Annotated in this window: 18 protein-coding genes and 3 pseudogenes; 10 read left to right on the forward strand and 11 right to left on the reverse strand. The window is 63.5% G+C overall.

The window, feature by feature from the left end; all coding sequences use genetic code 11:
• Positions 1-5 precede the first annotated feature (5 nt).
• The 7 genes from cydX to CKCBHOJB_RS10455 all read left to right on the forward strand — a co-directional run bounded on the left by cydX (position 6) and on the right by CKCBHOJB_RS10455 (position 5,688).
• The gene (gene cydX, locus CKCBHOJB_RS17980) at positions 6-164 is read left to right on the forward strand and encodes a cytochrome bd-I oxidase subunit CydX (RefSeq protein WP_048706801.1); all 159 of its coding nucleotides are present in this window, start codon (positions 6-8) and stop codon (positions 162-164) included.
• A 16-nt stretch (positions 165-180) separates the two neighbouring features.
• The gene (locus CKCBHOJB_RS10430) at positions 181-492 is read left to right on the forward strand and encodes a cyd operon YbgE family protein (protein WP_281048612.1); all 312 of its coding nucleotides are present in this window, start codon (positions 181-183) and stop codon (positions 490-492) included.
• Between the two features lie 126 nt (positions 493-618).
• Complete coding sequence (locus tag CKCBHOJB_RS10435) at positions 619-1,971, forward strand: FAD/NAD(P)-binding oxidoreductase (protein WP_281048613.1); 1,353 nt, start codon at positions 619-621, stop codon at positions 1,969-1,971.
• Positions 1,972-1,984: 13 nt separating this feature from the next.
• Complete coding sequence (locus CKCBHOJB_RS10440; RefSeq protein ID WP_281048615.1) at positions 1,985-2,323, forward strand: hypothetical protein; 339 nt, start codon at positions 1,985-1,987, stop codon at positions 2,321-2,323.
• 29 nt (positions 2,324-2,352) lie between these two features.
• Positions 2,353-2,901 (forward strand): rhodanese-like domain-containing protein, encoded by a 549-nt coding sequence (locus CKCBHOJB_RS10445; RefSeq protein ID WP_281048616.1) that lies wholly within the window; start codon positions 2,353-2,355, stop codon positions 2,899-2,901.
• 312 nt (positions 2,902-3,213) lie between these two features.
• Positions 3,214-4,860 (forward strand): methyl-accepting chemotaxis protein, encoded by a 1,647-nt coding sequence (locus tag CKCBHOJB_RS10450; protein ID WP_281048617.1) that lies wholly within the window; start codon positions 3,214-3,216, stop codon positions 4,858-4,860.
• Positions 4,861-4,920: 60 nt separating this feature from the next.
• Complete coding sequence (locus tag CKCBHOJB_RS10455; protein ID WP_281048618.1) at positions 4,921-5,688, forward strand: EAL domain-containing protein; 768 nt, start codon at positions 4,921-4,923, stop codon at positions 5,686-5,688.
• Here the strand turns inward: CKCBHOJB_RS10455 and CKCBHOJB_RS10460 are convergent.
• The 6 genes and pseudogenes from CKCBHOJB_RS10460 to petA form a co-directional block, all read right to left on the reverse strand.
• On the reverse strand, positions 5,681-6,028 hold the full coding sequence (locus CKCBHOJB_RS10460) for a hypothetical protein (protein WP_281048619.1): 348 nt from the start codon (positions 6,026-6,028) through the stop codon (positions 5,681-5,683). The two genes, CKCBHOJB_RS10455 and CKCBHOJB_RS10460, sit on opposite strands and share 8 nt — an antisense overlap.
• Before the next feature lie 165 nt (positions 6,029-6,193).
• A complete protein-coding gene (locus tag CKCBHOJB_RS10465; RefSeq protein ID WP_281048620.1) occupies positions 6,194-7,522 on the reverse strand; it encodes an FAD-dependent oxidoreductase in 1,329 nt (442 codons plus the stop codon).
• The gene (locus CKCBHOJB_RS10470) at positions 7,522-7,938 is read right to left on the reverse strand and encodes a hypothetical protein (protein ID WP_281048621.1); all 417 of its coding nucleotides are present in this window, start codon (positions 7,936-7,938) and stop codon (positions 7,522-7,524) included. Before CKCBHOJB_RS10470 ends, CKCBHOJB_RS10465 begins: the two co-directional genes overlap by 1 nt.
• Positions 7,939-8,306: 368 nt before the next feature.
• Positions 8,307-9,538: pseudogene (locus CKCBHOJB_RS10475) on the reverse strand (IS1182 family transposase); the annotation flags it as partial.
• Between the two features lie 246 nt (positions 9,539-9,784).
• Positions 9,785-10,138, reverse strand: a complete 354-nt coding sequence (locus CKCBHOJB_RS10480) for a NifB/NifX family molybdenum-iron cluster-binding protein (RefSeq protein ID WP_004291335.1) — start codon at positions 10,136-10,138, stop codon at positions 9,785-9,787.
• Between the two features lie 58 nt (positions 10,139-10,196).
• Positions 10,197-10,787 carry a ubiquinol-cytochrome c reductase iron-sulfur subunit gene (gene petA, locus CKCBHOJB_RS10485; protein WP_281048622.1) on the reverse strand — a complete coding sequence of 197 codons (591 nt, stop codon included), beginning with the start codon at positions 10,785-10,787 and terminating at the stop codon, positions 10,197-10,199.
• Positions 10,788-11,175: 388 nt separating this feature from the next.
• On the opposite strand from petA, the pseudogene CKCBHOJB_RS10490 reads away from it, so the two are divergent.
• Together CKCBHOJB_RS10490 and CKCBHOJB_RS10495 are read left to right on the forward strand one after the other, a co-directional pair.
• Positions 11,176-11,529, forward strand: a pseudogene (locus tag CKCBHOJB_RS10490) (DNA starvation/stationary phase protection protein); the annotation flags it as partial.
• A pseudogene (locus CKCBHOJB_RS10495) lies at positions 11,501-12,082 on the forward strand (cytochrome c peroxidase); the annotation flags it as partial. The pseudogenes CKCBHOJB_RS10490 and CKCBHOJB_RS10495, both read left to right, overlap by 29 nt.
• A 69-nt stretch (positions 12,083-12,151) precedes the next feature.
• Here CKCBHOJB_RS10495 and CKCBHOJB_RS10500 read toward each other — a convergent pair.
• The 5 genes from CKCBHOJB_RS10500 to CKCBHOJB_RS10520 all read right to left on the reverse strand — a co-directional run bounded on the left by CKCBHOJB_RS10500 (position 12,152) and on the right by CKCBHOJB_RS10520 (position 15,674).
• Positions 12,152-12,436, reverse strand: a complete 285-nt coding sequence (locus tag CKCBHOJB_RS10500; RefSeq protein WP_281048623.1) for a high-potential iron-sulfur protein — start codon at positions 12,434-12,436, stop codon at positions 12,152-12,154.
• A gap of 318 nt (positions 12,437-12,754) precedes the next feature.
• Entirely contained in the window at positions 12,755-14,152 is a 1,398-nt protein-coding gene (locus tag CKCBHOJB_RS10505; RefSeq protein WP_281048624.1) for a ZIP family metal transporter, read from the reverse strand.
• 42 nt (positions 14,153-14,194) lie between these two features.
• Positions 14,195-14,671, reverse strand: a complete 477-nt coding sequence (locus tag CKCBHOJB_RS10510) for a hypothetical protein (RefSeq protein WP_281048625.1) — start codon at positions 14,669-14,671, stop codon at positions 14,195-14,197.
• Positions 14,672-14,722: 51 nt separating this feature from the next.
• Positions 14,723-15,463 carry a radical SAM protein gene (locus CKCBHOJB_RS10515; protein WP_281048626.1) on the reverse strand — a complete coding sequence of 247 codons (741 nt, stop codon included), beginning with the start codon at positions 15,461-15,463 and terminating at the stop codon, positions 14,723-14,725.
• The gene (locus CKCBHOJB_RS10520; protein WP_281048627.1) at positions 15,429-15,674 is read right to left on the reverse strand and encodes a hypothetical protein; all 246 of its coding nucleotides are present in this window, start codon (positions 15,672-15,674) and stop codon (positions 15,429-15,431) included. The genes CKCBHOJB_RS10515 and CKCBHOJB_RS10520 overlap by 35 nt, the downstream gene beginning before the upstream one ends.
• Before the next feature lie 281 nt (positions 15,675-15,955).
• On the opposite strand from CKCBHOJB_RS10520, the gene CKCBHOJB_RS10525 reads away from it, so the two are divergent.
• Entirely contained in the window at positions 15,956-17,170 is a 1,215-nt protein-coding gene (locus CKCBHOJB_RS10525) for a hypothetical protein (protein WP_281048629.1), read from the forward strand.
• Positions 17,171-17,697 lie beyond the last annotated feature (527 nt).

A 17,697-nucleotide genomic window follows, 5' to 3' on the forward strand; every position in this document is an offset into this window, starting at 1 on the left:
ACGACATGTGGTATTTCGCCTGGGTCCTGGGCATCGGCTTCGCCGTGCTGCTGGCCATCCTGAACGCCCTGTGGGGCGAGAATGAAGAGGCGCGTGCCGAGGCGCTGCGGCAGGCCCGTCTCGACGCTGCGCCCGCCGACCCGAACGGCAGTGGTGCGCACTGACCGCAGCAAGGAGGCCATGATGAACACGAAGCTCGCCGGCCCGGCCGCCGCGCCGACCGGTGGCATCCGCCTGCTGCCGCTGCTGGCCGCCATCGCGATCATGCTCGGCATCACCGCCTGGCCCGCCGCCCTCTCCGGTCCGCAGGGCGGTGCGAACCACTGGGCCGCCATGGCGCTGTTCTGGGCCATGAGCGCGGGCTTCGTGCGCGGCGTCGGCTTCGTGCCGCGGCACCGGGCCTGGCGACTGATGTTCTCGGGGGGCGCCTGCCTGCTGGGCATCGCCCTGGCCGTCGTACGCCTCGCCTTCCTGCAGGGCGGCGCTATGTGACCTCGGTTACATAGCGCTGCTTGCAGTGTGTATATTTAAGTATTTACTTATATTATTGAAAAGGCAGCAACGATAAAACCGGCGCCGTGCGCACCGCACAGGCCCCTGCCCGGGAAGGAGAGACATATGTCCCACACGCCTGCCCCCCCCTGCGTAGCACCCGACGTCGACAAGACGCGACGTCGCCTGCTGTTCGGCGCGTCCGCCCTGCCGGTCGTCGCTGGTGCCGGTCTGTCAATCGGCCCCCAATCAGCACAGGCTTCACTGAAGACCTCGGCCCGCATCGTCATCGCCGGCAGCGGCCTGGGCGGCCTCGCCATTGCCAGCCGCCTGTCGCGCGAGCTGGACGGCGCAAAGATCACGATCATCGATCGCAAGGAGATCCACAACTACCAGCCCGGCTACACCCTCGTGGCGACCGGCATCTGGCCGGTGAGCAAGGTCAGCGACCGCAACGCCGAGCTGATTCCCGCCGGCGTGGAATGGGTGCGCGAGATGGTGGCGGAGTTCGACCCTGAGGCCAACGCGGTCGTCACCGACAGCGGTAAGCGCATCGAGTACGACTACCTGGTGGTGGCCACCGGCCTGCATCTGGACTTCGCCCAGGTCGAAGGCATGGACGTCGCCGCCATCGGCACCCACGGCCTGGGCTGCGTCTACCCCAGTCCGGCCGCCGCCGAAGCCACCTGGCAGGCGATGGACGCCTTCCGCCAGAAGGGCGGCCACGCGCTGATGACCCTGCCCGCCACCCCACTCAAATGCGCTGGCGCGCCGCTGAAGATGACCTTCATGATCGCCGACCGCCTGCAGCAGGCCGGCACGCGCGAGGCCTCCAGGATCGACTTCCACTCCGCGCTGGGCAACATCTTCAGCGTGCCGCGCATCAACGAGGAGGTCTTGCGCCGCTGGGCCGAACTGGACATCCCGGTCACCTTCAACAGCAAGCTGGTGGCGGTCGACATCGGCGCGCGCCGCGCCACCGTGACCAGCCCGGAAGGCGAACGCAGCGAGATCGACTACGACTTCATCCACGTCGTGCCGCCGATGCGCGCGCCCGACTCGGTGAAGAACAGCCCATTGTCGTGGAAGGAAGGCGGTTTTGCCGCCGGCGGCTGGCTGGAGGTCGACCCCAAGACCCTGCGCCACCGCCGCTTCCCCAACGTCTTCGGCATCGGCGACATCAACGGCACCGCCAAGGGCAAAACCGCCGCGACGGTCAAGAAGAGCGCGCCGATCGTGGCGCAGCACCTGATCGAGGTGATCGCCGGCCGCGAACCGTCACTGGTGTTCGACGGCTACACCTCCTGCCCGCTGCTGCTGCGCGAAGGCTCGGCGCTGCTGGTCGAGTTCGACTACGAGAACAACCTCACACCCTCGCTGCCGATGATCGATCCGCTGCAGGACAGCTACTTCGCCTGGGTCATGAAATACCGCCTGCTCAAGCCCGCCTACATGGCCGTGGCCAAGGGCCGGGTCTGAGGGGAGAGACGACATGTACGAGATCTGGCTGACCCTGAACATCCTGTTCGAACTCGGGATGCAGTACCTGCCCGCCGTCGTCGGCACCGTCGTGCTGTGGCTGGCGCTGATGGTCTTCGCCGCCACCCGACCCGGCGCCAGCTGGACGAAGGCCCTCGCCCCGGCCTTCATCACCGGCCTCATCGCCACGGCGATCACCTTCTTCATCACCCCGGCCATGACCAAGTCGTCCTTCGGCAACATGGGCTACTGGGTGGACTGGATGAACCTGTTCTTCTACGCCGCCGCCTTCGGCGCGGTCGCTGCCGCGCTGGCCTGGCCGATCGCCGCCAGCCTGCACCGCAAGGCCTGAACCCAACCCATCACCGGAGAACCCATCAGATGAAGAAGCTCCTGACCGCTGCCGCCATCGGCTTCGCCAGCCTCACCGCCCATGCGACCGACATCGGCCTCTCGGCGGCAGAAACCTATGCCAAGATCCAGAAGGCCGAACCGAACGTGCTGTTCATCGACGTCCGCGACCCGATCGAGATCATGTTCGTCGGCTTCAGCGATGCGGTGCATGCGAACGTGCCCTTCATGCTGGTCGACCGCACGCAATGGAATGCCGAAAAGGGCGTGTTCCGCCTGTACCGCAATCCGGACTTCGTCAATCAGGTGAAGCTGGAACTCGCCCGGCGCGGTCTGAGTGCCGATGCCGAGATCATCACCATGTGCCGTTCGGGCAGCGAGCGCGGCGAACCGAGCGCCGCCCTCCTGCGCGAGAGCGGCTTCCCCAACGCACGCTACGTCATCAACGGCTTTCAGGGCGACGCGATCAAGGACGGCCCGCAGGCCGGCTTCCGCCTCAAGAACGGCTGGCAGAACAGCGGCTTGCCGTGGTCGTCCAGGATGAACGCGGACAAGATCCACCGCGTCGACCCGCGCTGACCCCGCGAAGGCGCCCGTGCCAGCAAGCCCGGCTCTGTGCCGGGCTTTGCTTTGCCAAGTCCGTCGAGGTGGGCGGAATGCCCTACTTTCCAAACTGCGGTAACGCTGGCGGGACGATCGAACTTCGACAGGACTGAATTTCCGATGGCCTACCGACCTCCAGGGTGAATAAACGCGCCGGCCACCTCGACACCCGCCTTCGCGGCAGAGCGCCTTTCATAGCGCTGTCCTATAGAAACCATACCTATTAACGATTTGAAAGCTATACCACCTGAAATTAAAGTTAATTTTCACTAATTCGCCAAACTCATCATGTCATCCTCCTCCCTCACCACAGGACAACGCCTGGCCATGGGCTTTGGCTTGGTGCTGGCTTTGATGATCGGGATCACCGCCTTCGGTATCCAGAAGGTGAACCTGATCGACAACACCCTGACCGAAATCACCGATGTGAATGCGGTGAAGCAGCGCTACGCCATCAACTTCCGTGGGAGCGTCCATGACCGGGCCATCAGCCTCCGCGATGTGACGCTGGTGCGCGACGCCGCCGGCCTAACCGCCGCCCTGCAGGATATCGAGCGGCTGACCGCCTTCTATCAGGACTCTGCGGCCGCGCTGGACAAGCTCTTTGCCAGCGACCCGGAGATCAGCCAGGAGGAACGACAGTTGCTGGCAGCGATTCAGACAGGCGAAGCGCTCAGCCAACCGCTGATGCAGCGGGTGATCCAAGCCCGTCAGGACAACGATGTCGCCGGCGCCCAGGCCCTGCTGCTCGCAGAGGCCCGTCCCGCCCTCAGCGAGTGGCTGACCCGCATCAACGCCTTCATTGACTATCAGGAAAAACGCAACCAGGCCGCGACCGCCCATGCCCGGGAAGTAGCCGGTCAATTCGCCCTGTTCATGGTGACCCTGTGCAGCCTCGCCATCGTCATCGGCTCCGTCATTGCCTTCCAGATCACGCGGCAACTGGGCCGCGCCCTGGGCGGGGAGCCTAACCAGGCGGCCCAGGCGGTCACCCTCATCGCCAGCGGCGACCTGAGCATGCCGGTGCGAGCCCAACACCCGGCCAGCATGCTGGCGGCGGTCTCCCGCATGCAGGACGACCTGCGCAACCTGTTCACCGATATCGCCCAGGCCGCCATCGAGCTCTTCCACAAGGCTGAACAAGTCGCAGAGGCCTCGCACAATGCCCGCGACGCCGCCGCCAACCAGGCGGATGCTTCTGCCGCCTCCGCCGCCAGCATCGCGGAGATGACCACGAGCATCAATGAGGTATCCCAGATCGCCCACCTGACCGAGGCCAACTCGGCCCGCACTGCCGAACTGTCCGAACAGGGCGTGAAGCTGGTGCAGCAGGCTGCGGCGGAGATGGCCCGTATCGCCAGTACCGTGGTCGAATCCACCACCCAGATCCGCAGCCTGCAACAACGCTCCCAGGAGATTGGAGGAATAGCCAGCGTAATCCGGGAAGTTGCCGAACAGACCAATCTGCTTGCCCTCAACGCCGCCATTGAGGCCGCCCGGGCCGGAGAGGCCGGCCGCGGCTTCGCCGTGGTGGCCGACGAAGTACGAAAGCTGGCCGAGCGCACCCGCAACTCCACCGCCGAAATCGCCCGCATGATCGAGCTGGTGCAGCACGAAACGGAGCAGTCCGTCGCCGCCATGGACACCGCCGCGCCCCAGGTACAGCAAGGCTTGGCCCTGGCCAATGAGGCAAGCGGCATGCTGGGAGAAATCACTCGACAGGCACAGGACTCCCTCAGGAACGTGCAGGACGTGGTCCGGGCTACGGTCCAGCAGGCGAGCACCGCTACCGACCTCGCCCAGCAAATGGAAAAGATCAGCGCGATGTCTCTGGAAACCCATGGCGCAATGAAGGAAAACACGGCCGCCGTCGCTGACCTCGAACAGATCTCCAGCCGCCTGCGCCAGCAGGTGGGCCGCTTCAAGCTGGGTTGAGCAATGCCAGTCCATTGCCTGGTCTTTCACCTGGCGGGGCTGGAGGCCCTGGAGGCGAGCATGGGTGCGGCAGCCGTCGCAGGCGCCTTGAGCGAGCTGGATCAGGGCGTAGCCAGCATCATCGGGGAAGTCTTGTCCGGCAGTGAACGGAGTCCTCTGCCTCGCGACTTGCCCCCGGGAATATGGCTGATCCCCTATCGCAGCCGTACTCTTGATACTCCGGACAATCTTAACGGCCGCTTGCTCGGAGGCCGCCCCGAAAACCATCACGTCGCCGTGCTGACTGCGACGACCCAACTAGCTGGCCAGCTGGCACGGGATATCTTCGGGAGTGCCACGGCGGCGCTGGCACGCTTTCGAGTACATCAGTTTCCCGGCTACCCCGATCTGCAGCAGGTGTTGCAAACACTGGAATCTGCCCCTCGCTTGGGGTGTACCTCCGCCGAAGTCCAGTTGCAAACGCTGCTGCACCAAGGGGGGCTACGCACTCTCGTGCAGCCGATCGTCGGCTTTCCTGACGGACAACTGCTCGGCTACGAAGCACTTACCCGCGGCCCAGCAGGTAGCGCGCTGGAACGTGCCGACCAGCTCTTTGACACCGCTGCCCGCTGCGGCCTAAGTCGGGAGCTGGAGATCGCCTGCGCCTGGCAGGCTTTGGAACAAGGGAAGGCCCTGCTACCTCATTACTGGCTCACCATCAACCTCTCCAGTGCTGGCCTCACAGATGACGCCCTGCGCCGCGCCTTGGCGCCGGCCAGGTATCGTTGTCGAAATCACCGAACACCTGCCGCTCAACAATGCCCGCGCGCTGCTACCCCTTCTAGATGAATTGCGCGCCGGCGGCACCCGTGTCGCCTTGGATGATACGGGTTGCGGCTATGCGGATCTGGAAGCCGCGAAGGCCCTGCAACCGGACTTCGTCAAGCTGTGCATTACCATCATCCGCAGCCTGGGCCGCAACCCCGCGCTGCTGGCCGATCTGGCCCAGAGCACGGCCACCCTCAAAGGGCTGGGAATCGAAATCCTGGCAGAGGGCATCGAACGCGTTAACGAAGTGGAGATACTTCGCGACTTCCCCGTCGACTACGCACAGGGATGGCGCTGCGGTCGACCACAGCCAATCGAAATCATTGCTGCCCCCAAGGATTGGTCGGATACGTGGGGACATTGTGCGAAGAGGCGGCCGCGCCATCATCGTCCGTTGAGACTACGCATCATCCACGCTGAACCGGGCGATTGCGGCCAGGTTGCGACATGCGCCCGAATGAGGGGACCGTGGCACCAGTTCATGCGGTACGGTGTGGAAACGGCCAGGCGGAATGTAGCGCGAACCTCAGATGCGCAATCCACCGAGGCGATCGATGAAGCGCGCAAACGGGATCATCAGATGGCGGATCTTCCACTCGAAGCGCCCGGGCGATGCAACGCTCACGGGCGTCTGCACGGGCAGGAGGAGATCCTGATGACGGTCATCGGCGAGCGCGTGCGCGAGATTCATGCCCAGCATCGGGCCGATCACATTGCCGCCGGCACCGAAGTTCAACAGCGCGAACACGCCGTCGGCCACCCTGTAAAGACGGGGACTGCCAGCCTGATAGGCGGGCGCCGAGTTGGCTGTCATTCCAGTCCAGTATGCATCGAGCCCGATCGGGTGGTCCCGCGTTTCGGGCCAAGTGCGATTCAGGTACCTCAGCAGGTAGCCGAAGTAGCGCCCGGCATCGTTCGCCCGCCCCGGCGCAGGAATGGTCGCGCTGATGAGGCGGTTCATTCCATCAAGAACCAGCGGGAAGAGGCCCAGCGGATATTGGGACATGACTACCCGCCCGGGGTCGATGACATCGAGCAACGGCTTGGGGAGCGGCGTGGTGGCGACGCCGCAGGCCAGTAACGGATAGTGGGTGCCAGCCAGCTCGGGAAAGAATGCGTTGTCTGCATGACCGTTCGTGCATAGGACCACGGTTGAAGCCGTGACGCCTCCGTGCGGCGTGCGAACACACCAGCGACGGCCGGCAGGCATACAGCTTTCCACCGGGGAATCGCCGAAGACCAGCGCCCCGGACCTTGCCGCCGCATCGACCATGCCATTGGTGAAACGATGCGGATTGACGCGCCCGCCCTCACGCCAATGCACACCAAAACTGTAGCGATCGGTACCGAGCAACTCGCGCAGGCGGCCGCGGTCCACGACATCGACGTCATAGCCCAGCCCACGCCAGTAGCGAACATTCTTCGTCATCGAGGCATATTCGCGATACGCGGCCCCGACCATGCCGCAAGGTGCCGCATCGGCGTCGATGCCATGCCGCTCGCACAGATCGAAAACGATGTTTCGATGCTGCACGAAGTAATCCAGCAAGCGCTCTCCCCGATCGGGCCACGACGCACGATCAACGAGCTTGCCGAGATAGGGCAGGACCTGCCCGGCATTGCGGCCCGAAGCGCCATCGCCCGGCTGTCGCGCCTCGATCAGTGCGACACGTACGCCGCGCTCGGCAAGATGCAGCGCCACCGAGGCGCCGACCACGCCGGCGCCGACCACGGCGACATCGACATCGAGATCCGACTTCAGCGCCGGCCAGGCGCGAACATCGCCCGCAACCCATGCGCTGCGCACGATCGGGACTGCGCCAGCCTCATACGCGTCGTCGTCCGGGCGTTTCATCACTCCCGCAATCCCCACGGATAGAGACGCGCGTTGCTGATTGCCTGTTGCAGCCACAGCGCGGCGATGATCCACACGGCGACGGGCACGTGCCGACCCTCGAGCAGCGCATGCACACCGTGCCCCAGGAGAAATACGACCGCCGCGCCCTTGTAGCAAGCAAGGAACAACAGCAAGCCGAGATGCGACCGCGGCGCGCGCATCCCACCGATGCTCGCCAGGCCGACGCCCAGAATCACGCTTCCATAGAGGATTGCGGGATAGGGTGCATCACCCAGGTCGATGCCAAGCAAGGCCCAGAACCAGACCGGCCAGCACACCATGACGAAGCCCAGTGCAAGGGCACTCGGCACGCTGACTCGAAAGGCTCTTCGGATCTTCCCTTCGTCGTAGTCTTGCCCAAGATGCTTCGTCATGCTTGTTTTCGAAGGAGGTGAATTTGGCGAAACACGCTACCGGTCCAAACTCCTTTGGTCATCACCCATTCAGACTATGGGAGCATCCCCGCCCTCCTCGAACGCCTGATGAAGAACATGCCGCCGATCCTTGCGGGCGGCGGCCAGACGACGGAGAGAAAGAAACTGCAGCGCTGGGCATGCGCCCCGAGGCTAGGATTCTGCGCGGCAGAGCGGTAAAGAGGGGTGTAGTGAGAGATGTAGTGCTACGCGATCAGCAAGCGGGGCGTCGGGCGCAGGAGTCGCGGGACCTGTTGCACCGCTTGGCGAGCGTTGAATGGCTGTGTTTTCGTGGAGCAGGGATGGTTTTTCTGGCCCTTCGTCCTTGACGCCGCACTCAGTGAGCACATCCGGCGCAGGTTCAGTGCCATGCAAACGAGCTTCCACACGACATGGATGCGCTCCAGGCCTCGCATGCTGAAACTCCGGAATCCCACCACGTTCTTGATCCAGCCGTTGGGCGCCTCGGCGATCCACTTTCGTCGTAGGTAGGCGGCCTTGCCCGGTTCGCTGTCGAGCTTGTCGGTTATCTGTGCTGTGTGCCGATCGCGATGCCGCTCAAAGCTCAGCAGGCGTTTCCCCTCTTGGCCCAACGCCACCATCAGCTCAGTGCCGCAGTTGTCCAAGTCCTTGAAGGTCTGTTCTGAACGGTAGCCCGCATCGGCCAGCAGCTGCGCGGTCGTTGTTCGATGTTGTCGCGCACGGCCTGCAACACCCCCGCCAGTTGCCCGGCGTCGCTGGCGTTGTTGGTCAGCTCGGCCACCACGATGATGTGGGCGGGCTCGTCGACCGCCGTCTGGGCGTTGTAGCTCAGATCAAAACTGCCGCCTGCGCGCTTCATGATGCGACTGTCCGGATCGGCGAAGTTCTTCTGCGCTTGGTCCTCGGGCACCCCGAAATCGCGCTTGTAGCGCCCACCCTTCGGTTTGCCGTCGCCCCCGCGCGGGCGACGGTCGTCATCGTCGCTGCGGCCGCGCGCCTGATCGGCCTCGCGCTGGCGCTGCTCGAGCCGCAGCCGAGCCTCGGCAATTGCCGCCAGCCCCGCCTCAATCTGCCGTTTCAACTCTGCCTCCGCCTTCACCATGTGGCCGTAACTCATCGCCTTGTGGCGGCAGGCGTTGGCCTTCACCTTGGCGCCGTCCACGGCCAACGCCCCGAGCTTGACAAGCCCCATCTCGCGGGCCAGCCGCACCACCTGCACGAACAGCTCGCTCAGCACCTTCAAGTGGAAAGCGCGAAAGTCGCTCAGCGTGCGGTGGGACGGGAGGTTGCCGGACGCCAGCACCCGGAAGGCCAAATCCTCGTGCAACTTGCGCGCGATCTTGCCCGAGCTGAACACGCCCGTGGCGTAGCCGCACAAGAGCACCTTGACCATCATGGCCGAATGAAACGGCTGGTTGCGCGGTCCGCCTCCGTCACACCGGGCGTGGAACACGCCCAGATTCAACCCGTCTACGGCGTCGCTGATGAAGTACGCCACGTGGCCTTCGGGCAGCCACTCCTGCAGCGCCTGGGGCAGCGGCATCTGCTGCCGCGGGCAATAGGGCAGATAGCTCGTCATGTCGAGAGCCTACCAGCCACACCGCGCCCCGAGTGCTCACGTCACCGAGGATTGGCTTCTGTCGCGCAGACTCCTAGCGTAGCGCAATCGTACTGTACGCGCGGGCGTAAACGAAAAAACCCGGCCCTTCCTCGATGTATCGAGGAAAGGCCGGGCTTCACCTCAAGCAGCACCGCGAGCAAAGCCTGCAAAGATCTACGCCCAACGGTGTGCATCGAGTTGCACTGGAGAGCTCAAAGGCAATGATCAGTGACGATGTTCGTGCTCGTCGTGAGGGAGCGCCGGCTTGACGATACCTTGCGTGTAATCGATGACGGCCTGGACCGGATCGGTCTCACCCGTAACGATGAGTTCGATACCACGTTGTGCCATACGGACACGGAACCCCTCCCCTGCCCCACCTGTAATCAGCGCGGCCACCCCATCGATCGGGTGAAGACTTCCCCTGAACTCGTGAAACGACATTTCCTTGCCCAAGTCTAGGCGGTCAACCTCGCGCGGAGAGCAAGGACAGCTGATGTCAAAGATCAGAAAGCGACGCGTCTTGCCCGCATGGGCAGTGACCGTGCGAAAATTCTGGCTCGTAACCGCGATCTTCATTCTTGTGCGCTCTTCAAAGACTATGCTTGGTCAATAAAAGATAGGTGAGAGTGTGTCGTCAAGCTGCAGCGCTATCGTCCTCGCCGATCAAAACCAGGCTATCGCTCAACCATTTGTGTGGGGGAATTTCGAGGTTGGTCGGCGCAGGTTGGCTCAGGAATACTCGCCCCGCCAGATCGAAGATCGAACCGTGGCAAGGGCACAGGAAACCTCCTGGCCAGTCCTCTCCGATCCCACTGGTAGCACCCGGCGCAAACTTCTCGGACGGCGAACATCCCAAGTGCGTACAAATCCCGATTACGACGAGGAATTCCGCGTTGATCGACCTGTGACGGTTCGCCGCGTAATCGGGCTGTTGAGGTTCGGCCGACGCAGGATCGGCTAAACGCGACTCGTGGCCTTCAAGGGCTGCAAGCATCTCGGGAGTCCGACGCAACAGCCATACCGGCTTCCCCCGCCACTCGATGGTCATCATTTCACCGGGCGCCAGTTTGCTGACATCCGCCTCTACGGGCGCACCCGCCGCGCGAGCCCGGTCGGACGGCGTCAAGCTAGCGACAAAAGGAACGGCGGTGGCCGCAGCGGCGACTGCACCGACACCGGAAGTTGCGATCAGGAGTCGACGGCGCTCTTTCAGGGTATCGGACATGATGTGCTCTCTCGTTGGACACGGATCCGTCGAGACGACGGAAAAAAGGGGCGGGGCTTCGACACTTCGCAGGGACCGAATCAGTAGGGGGAGTGGCCGCAAGAGGGATACGGCCAGCCTGATTGTCCCGAAAACCCCGCCTCCTGAGAGAGACTCAGCAAACTCTGTGCCACAGATTGCAACGCATCAATCAGAGCGCATTCGACCGCTGGCGCTCTACCTCTGGGCGGCCGAATCTGTCAGACTGCCACTATGGCATTGCCAACTGCCAGACATCGGAAATACTGGCAAAAAAACATGCCAAGCCGGCGCTCCCCAACGACGACAGACCCGCCGGCGATAGGGAGCACCCAAGACATATCAAGTCAGATCGAATCGATCTGCATTTATGACGGGACCACAGTTCAACAGCCTGCACAACATGTTCATGACGCAGTACACGGAACAATGGAACGCGTTGGACGTGATTGCCGAGAGAATCCGGGCGCTCGGCTTCCCCGCACCCGGCACCTACAAGGAGTTCGCCCGACTGGCTTCGGTCGAGGAGGTCGATGGCGTGCCCAAGGCGCCCGAGATGATTCGGCTGCTGATTTCGGCACAGGAGACCGTAGCGCGGACCGCTCGCGCGCTTTTCCCGGTCGTCGACAGTGCAAACGATCAGCCCACGGCAGACGTCCTGACACAGCGGATCGAGGTTCACGAAAAGACGGCATGGATACTGCGTAGCCTGCTTGAAGAGTAATGAGGTATTCGGCTCGGCCGACATCAACATCGACAAAATCACCCAGGCGATCGCCGCCTTCGAGGAAACCCTGGTCACGCCGAACTCGCCGTTCGACCAGTGGCTGAAGGGCGACGACAAGGCGCTGACCGACCGCGAGCTTGCCGGTTACGGCCTGTTCAAGGAAAGCGGCTGCGTGGCCTGCCACAACGGTCCGGCGGCCGGCGGCACCTCGTTCCAGAAGATGGGTCTGTTCGAGCCGTACAAGACGAACAACCCGGCCGAAGGCCGTGCGGGCGTCACCGGCAAGGATGAAGACCGCATGAACTTCAAGGTGCCGACACTGCGCAACGTGGAGCTCACCTACCCGTACTTCCACGACGGCGAAGCCGCGACGCTGGAACAGGCGGTGGAGCTCATGGGCCGCCTGCAACTCGGTCGCAAGTACAGCGAACAGGAAATCTCCGACATCGTCGCTTTCCTGAAGACGCTGACCGGCGATCAGCCGACCTTCGTGATGCCGTTGCTGCCGCCGTCGTCCAACGAGACGCCGAAGCCGAATCCCTGGCAGTAAACGTCTAAGCCCCCAGCCCACACTGCGTAGTGGGCTGGGGCTGAGTCAAACAAGCCCGTTTGGCAAGCCTTACTTCTTCAGCGCCCAGGCAGCGCAATAGGCATTGGGACTCACCTCGTCATCGCCGGGGAACATCTTACAGCCGCCAAGGCTGTTGGCATCCGCGCCGGGTACGAAGTGATAGCAGGTCGCACACTTCTTCTCGCCCATTGGCGTCTCCTGGTACTTCAACGCCGAGCGCATCGCGCTATTTCTGGCCGCATGCGCCGAACCTGCAGCAGCAACCAGCGGAATGACTGCAAGCACGCCGGTCATCTTGATGAATTTGCGGCGGGTCGAAGTCGTCTGATCCATGGTAATCCTCGTGTGTCAGGGTAGATCGGCAAAGAGGTTCATCGCTCGCATCTGGCAAACGCTGACAGCGCTCGCGGGCGCTCCCTCTTGATATCAGCCCGTCGTGCCTGGTCATGGCAGACAGTGCGGATACGAGACAGTCAGCAAAACTCGCGCCACCCCGATGAGCCCCATGATTCACCCGAAAACAGTGGGATCTACGCGAGAAGATTGCCGCGGCTCAACGCAATATTGACTGCCACAACTCGCCACCACCGTCACTGCATGCCACGGATGACAGTCGGCGTATTCCTGACAAGGACCGACTGCAAATGCCCCTCAGGCTTTCGACACAACAATGATGGCCGCCACGAGCACCCCGCCGCCAAGGGCCAGCAGGCTGAAGCGTTTCGCCTCCCGCTCGGCGCGCGGCAACAGGTGGGTCGCGCCGACATACACGAGCGCCCCGGCCGAGAGCGCGAGCAGCGCACCGAGCACATCCGGCCCTACCGTGCGCACGAACGGGAAAGACACCACCATTCCAAGCGGCGTCGTGGCTGCCGCGGCAATCGCCGCCAGCAGCAGGGCCTTGCGTTCGCCGAACCCTGCGCGCAACAGCAGCAGGTAGGTGACGATGCCTTCGGGAAACTCGTGCAGCACCATGCCCAGCGTCGCCAGCGACCCGGTGAGGACGCTGACGTTGAAGGCGATCGAATAGATGAAACCATCGATGAACGAGTGGAAACCGATGCCCAGCAACGGAATCACGCCGATCACGTAGTCCTTGCTGTCCGGGCTGCGTTCGCAGACGAAGGCCGTCACGAACCGGTTGAAGAGGTGCAGGGCGAGGAATCCCGCAAGCAGCCAGGCCGGCGCACCGGTATTCATCGACAGGGACTTCGGGATGATGTGCAAGAAGGACGCCGAAATCAGCACCCCCGCAGCAAAGCAGATGAAGTAGCTCGTGTTCTGCTGCCCCCAGTTGGCGAAACGGCGGATGGTATAGATGCCGAGCGAGGTCAAGGCAGCCGCCACCAGGCTGGTGCAGAACGGAAGCCAGAAGTTACCGACACCCATCACGCCTCTCCCTGCCCGGGCCGACCTGTCCCCTTCTCTGCGGCGACCACCACGAAGGCGCCGCGTCCATAGCCGCCCTCCACTGCGTCGACCGCGACCGTCTCCTGCAAGGATGCACCCAGGGTCTGGCCCCAGCCGAGGATCCGGAAATCCGTTTCCTGCAGCAATTGCTGGACATCGACGGCCGAATGAAAACGCGCATCGCGGTAGAAGACGCTCTCTGCCTGATGTGCCAGATAGCCCCGACCGATCCGGGCTATCACGGTCGATGAAGCCGATCACCAATCGTCCCTGCGGCTTGAGCACCCGACTGGCTTCGCACAGCATGCGCGCGGGTGAATCGACGAAGCACAGCGTCGTCACGACCAGGACATTGTCGAAGCACTCCGCACGGAAAGGCAGCGCCTCCGCGCGACCGGTCACGACCTCGACACCCCGCTGCCAGGCATGACGCAGCATGGCCATCGACGGATCCAGGCCGACGGCGATGCCCAGGGGCGCCGCGAAACGTGCCCCACCCACGCCAACCTCCAGCCCGAAGCCCGCCACCGGAAGAAATGCCCGCAGCGCCATGAGTTCCGACTGATAGACCCCGGGATGATGCTCGAACCACTCGTCGTAGCGCGCGGCATGCACATCGAACGCAGCAGTCCCGGACATTACGTGTCTCCGAAAGAACGCCTCTGACGCGCCGTCCTGGCGTCAGAGCCTTCCACCCCGCCACCTGCGGCCGCTACCCTCATTACACCCCTGTTGTGCCACGCCACCGTCTCGCTGACGTTCAACACACCGCCTGAAGGCCGGAAGGTGACGTTGCTGCGACGCATCCCGAAGCCGGCGCAGCACCACAGCGATCTCCGGACTCTCGGTCGTCGCTAGAAGCCGATCATACAGTCCAGCGTTGGCGACCTCGGCGGAAACACCGGCCTCGCAGGCAGCGAGCAGGCTGGGGTATCGCTCGACCCGTCCCGGCCAACTGTTGTGCGGCGCCTGAAGGCTAAACAGGTGGAACAGGGACAGCAGTGCCTCGATGTGGCGGGCTTCTGCCTCCCTGATATTCGTGAAAGGAGCCACATCGCCAAAGTCGGTAATCACCTGATCGTAGGTCGCCCACGCGTGGTACTCGTCGTCCAGCGCCTCGAGCAGCACTGCTCTTTCTCGTTCGCTAAGCTGATTCATTCCGTGGTCCTCCAGGATATTGGATGAGGACATTCCCACACCGGTCGGTGGTCATCCCTTGCCACCAAGCCGTCGCATGTAGAAGGTTTCGCCCTCATGCTCAAGCCGGTGCAACTCGCCGGCGGCGAGCAACGCGTCCACCGCGGCCATGCTGCCGCCCGCCTTCTCCACCAGCGCACGGATGGCCGACGTGCGCAGGGGATGCACCGCACTGATCGCGAGGATCTCGGCGCGCAAGTCGCCGGCGTAGGCGAACACGTCTCCCTCGTACGCGGTCAGCAGCTCCACCTCGAGGCCCTGCCCGGCCAATGTCCGGAACGCGGCGAGGATGACGGATTCGTCCGGGCCGCGCACCCCGGCCACGGCCGGCGGACGATGTGGAATCGCGAGATAGGCCCGTCCGATGCCCGTACTGACAATGAAGCGACCGAGCGCCGCGATGTCTTCCGCCGCGTCATTGAGCCCCTCGACCAGCATCGTCTCGCTCACCAGACGCCCACGGAATTCCGCCGCGAAGCGCTGGATGCCGCTCAGGATGTCGACAAGGCGCAGCACGCCGTGCGGGCGGTTGATCTGGTCCCACACCCGCGGGATGACGCTGTCGATCTTGACGCTGACCCAATCCGCACGGGCGAGCGCCACTCGCACCTCCGGATACCAGAGCAATGAGGCGTTGCTGATCACCGCGATCGGCAGGCCAAGTTCGCGCAGCGCGTCGATCGACTCACCCAGTCGGCTGTCCAGCGTAGGTTCGCCATCAGGAACGAAAGTGAGGTAATCGACCCTCGCCACGGGCACGCACCGCCTCGAGCCGCCCACGCACCTGGCGCAGGATCTCCTCCGGCGGATAGAACGGTTGCGGCGTGATCTCCTGATCGGGCGTCGGGCCGACCTGGCAGTAGACGCAGGCGTAACTGCAGTGCTTGGGCGGAATGTTGTTGATGCCGAGACTGCGCCCGAGACGACGCGACGGAACCGGTCCGAAGGCGATATCCATGTTCATGCCCCTGATCGAAGCGGCTTGTATGGAACGGAACCTGCTAACGCATTCCACCAAGCCGGCATGGTTCATCTACGCAAGCCGCATGCCTGTAGCGACCGATTGATGAATCTTAGTCCTGAAGCCGGCGCAACACGTGGAAACAGGAAAACGAGGCGTCCAGCCGCCCACTACAATGGACAGCGGCCCCCAGTGCCAAAACTGTCGCACATGGCAGCCATATCTGCCAGATCACCGCCAGACCGACTCCTGGTTGGAGTCACTGACGGATTCGAGGAGGAACCATGTCGAACACGAACGCCGCTTCCCCCTATCACCCGAGTTACTGGCTTGCCGCGCTCGGCGCAGGTGGGCTCTCCGTCTCGTTCTTCATGTACCTGATGTGGCTGTTGCCGCATCCGGACTCGCCGATGCCGACCTGGGAACACCTGCAGAGCGCACTGGCGGGCGAAGTCGCGATACCGGTCGTCGTGCGCGTGATTGCATTCATCGCCACCGGCGCCGTGGTCCTGCTCGCGCTGCTCCACTTCGCGCTGCTGTGGTGGAACATCCGCGCTCACCGCTCGGCCGCCGGCCAGCGCGATCTCGCATCGCTGCGCGCATCACCCGGCGAGGTGCAACTGATGGCGGTACCCCTGACGCTGGCGATGACGGTCAACGTCGGTTTAGTGCTCGGAGCGCTGTTCGTGCCCAGCCTTTGGTCGGTGGTGGAATACCTCTTCCCCTTCGCCCTGCTCGCCTTTGCCGCGATCGGCTGGCATGCGCTACAGATCTACGGCCGCTACCTGTCGCGCTTCCTCGTCGATGGCGGCTATCGCGACAGCGAGCACAACCATCTGTCGCCCCTGCTAGCGGTGTTCACCTTCGCCATGCTCTCGGTCGGGTTCGCTGCGCCGGCAGCGATGTCCCATGTGAAACTGGTCTCCGCGCTGGCGGCGACGGTGTCCATTCTCTTCTTCGTCCTCGCCGTGATCGTGGCCGTGATCGTACTGGTGGGCGGCGCTGCCGCGATGATGACCCACGGCCTGCAGCCAAGAGCCACGCCGAGCATTTGGATGCTGGTGCCGATCCTCACCCTATTGGGCATCGAATGGGTCCGACTGCGCCACGGACTCGTCCATCACTTCGCGTCTCCGCAGGACGGCGGCGAGCTGTTCTACATGCTCACCGCCCTCTTCATGCTCCAGATCGGCGTGATGCTCATCGGCTATCGCGTGATGCAGCTCAACGGCTATCTCCGCCTGCATCTGTCGGGTGAGGGGCGGGATCCGGTGAGCTTCGGCCTCATCTGCCCCGGCGTCGCCCTCTTCGTCATGGGCATGTTCTGGTGGCACCTGGCCTGGGTCGAAACCGGGCTCGTGGACAAGTACGGCGCCGCATACTGGGCCGGTATCGGTCTTCTTGCACTGATCCAGTTGGCGACACTGCTTGCCCTGCTGCGGCTGGCGTGGAAGCTGTTCATCGGGCGGGAGGCTCGCATTGCCAGCATAGACGAATGAAAGATTCGATTGAGCGCGCCTGCGGCGTCTATAGCGACCAGCATGTCATTGAGCTATCCAGCGGCTTCATCATCGACTCCGATGGTGAGGTTCGCCCATGAAAGTGATCCCCCTCCCTCCGGCCGGAAACTCGCCGCAACGGTCAGCGAGGTGAAAGCACTCCAGCATGTTCGCGCCACGGCCGGCAAGGAAGCGAAACTGGCCGGTTGGGAGCCCAGAAAGCCGACGCTCAAGCCAGATCTGGTCGGCCATTTATGGAAGGTGAGGACTCCCTCGATGGCGTGATACGTTGCGTGCCCCCTTCTACAGAACGACCCTTGCCGTAAAGCCCTGCGCCTGCAGGGCCGCGCTTGCTAGCGGACAGCCTGCGGCCCCGCTTCGAGTCGCTCGCTTGAAGCGTCCGGACGATGTGGCGCCAGAGATAAGATCTGCCGAGCAAGCACCAGGGCGTCCTCATCGCTGACGGCATTCGCGGGCATGGCAACCGGCCCCCATTCGCCAGCGCTACCGCGCTGGATGCGGCCAGC

This window comes from Thauera sp. GDN1, assembly GCF_029223545.1.
In the GTDB taxonomy this organism is placed as follows: Bacteria; Pseudomonadota; Gammaproteobacteria; order Burkholderiales; family Rhodocyclaceae; genus Thauera.

Bases quoted from the DNA above. Each gene is read 5' to 3' on its own strand.
- CKCBHOJB_RS10510 (WP_281048625.1), bottom strand. From the start codon at position 14,671: ATGAATCAGCTTAGCGAACGAGAAAGAGCAGTGCTGCTCGAGGCGCTG.
- CKCBHOJB_RS10430 (WP_281048612.1), top strand. From the start codon at position 181: ATGATGAACACGAAGCTCGCCGGCCCGGCCGCCGCGCCGACCGGTGGC.
- CKCBHOJB_RS10450 (WP_281048617.1), top strand. From the start codon at position 3,214: ATGTCATCCTCCTCCCTCACCACAGGACAACGCCTGGCCATGGGCTTT.
- CKCBHOJB_RS10520 (WP_281048627.1), bottom strand. From the start codon at position 15,674: ATGAACATGGATATCGCCTTCGGACCGGTTCCGTCGCGTCGTCTCGGG.
- CKCBHOJB_RS10435 (WP_281048613.1), top strand. From the start codon at position 619: ATGTCCCACACGCCTGCCCCCCCCTGCGTAGCACCCGACGTCGACAAG.
- CKCBHOJB_RS10525 (WP_281048629.1), top strand. From the start codon at position 15,956: ATGTCGAACACGAACGCCGCTTCCCCCTATCACCCGAGTTACTGGCTT.
- CKCBHOJB_RS10470 (WP_281048621.1), bottom strand. From the start codon at position 7,938: ATGACGAAGCATCTTGGGCAAGACTACGACGAAGGGAAGATCCGAAGA.
- petA (WP_281048622.1), bottom strand. From the start codon at position 10,787: ATGTCCGATACCCTGAAAGAGCGCCGTCGACTCCTGATCGCAACTTCC.
- CKCBHOJB_RS10445 (WP_281048616.1), top strand. From the start codon at position 2,353: ATGAAGAAGCTCCTGACCGCTGCCGCCATCGGCTTCGCCAGCCTCACC.
- CKCBHOJB_RS10460 (WP_281048619.1), bottom strand. From the start codon at position 6,028: ATGTCCCCACGTATCCGACCAATCCTTGGGGGCAGCAATGATTTCGAT.
- CKCBHOJB_RS10455 (WP_281048618.1), top strand. From the start codon at position 4,921: ATGGGTGCGGCAGCCGTCGCAGGCGCCTTGAGCGAGCTGGATCAGGGC.
- CKCBHOJB_RS10465 (WP_281048620.1), bottom strand. From the start codon at position 7,522: ATGAAACGCCCGGACGACGACGCGTATGAGGCTGGCGCAGTCCCGATC.
- CKCBHOJB_RS10505 (WP_281048624.1), bottom strand. From the start codon at position 14,152: ATGTCCGGGACTGCTGCGTTCGATGTGCATGCCGCGCGCTACGACGAG.
- CKCBHOJB_RS10480 (WP_004291335.1), bottom strand. From the start codon at position 10,138: ATGAAGATCGCGGTTACGAGCCAGAATTTTCGCACGGTCACTGCCCAT.
- CKCBHOJB_RS10440 (WP_281048615.1), top strand. From the start codon at position 1,985: ATGTACGAGATCTGGCTGACCCTGAACATCCTGTTCGAACTCGGGATG.
- cydX (WP_048706801.1), top strand. From the start codon at position 6: ATGTGGTATTTCGCCTGGGTCCTGGGCATCGGCTTCGCCGTGCTGCTG.
- CKCBHOJB_RS10500 (WP_281048623.1), bottom strand. From the start codon at position 12,436: ATGGATCAGACGACTTCGACCCGCCGCAAATTCATCAAGATGACCGGC.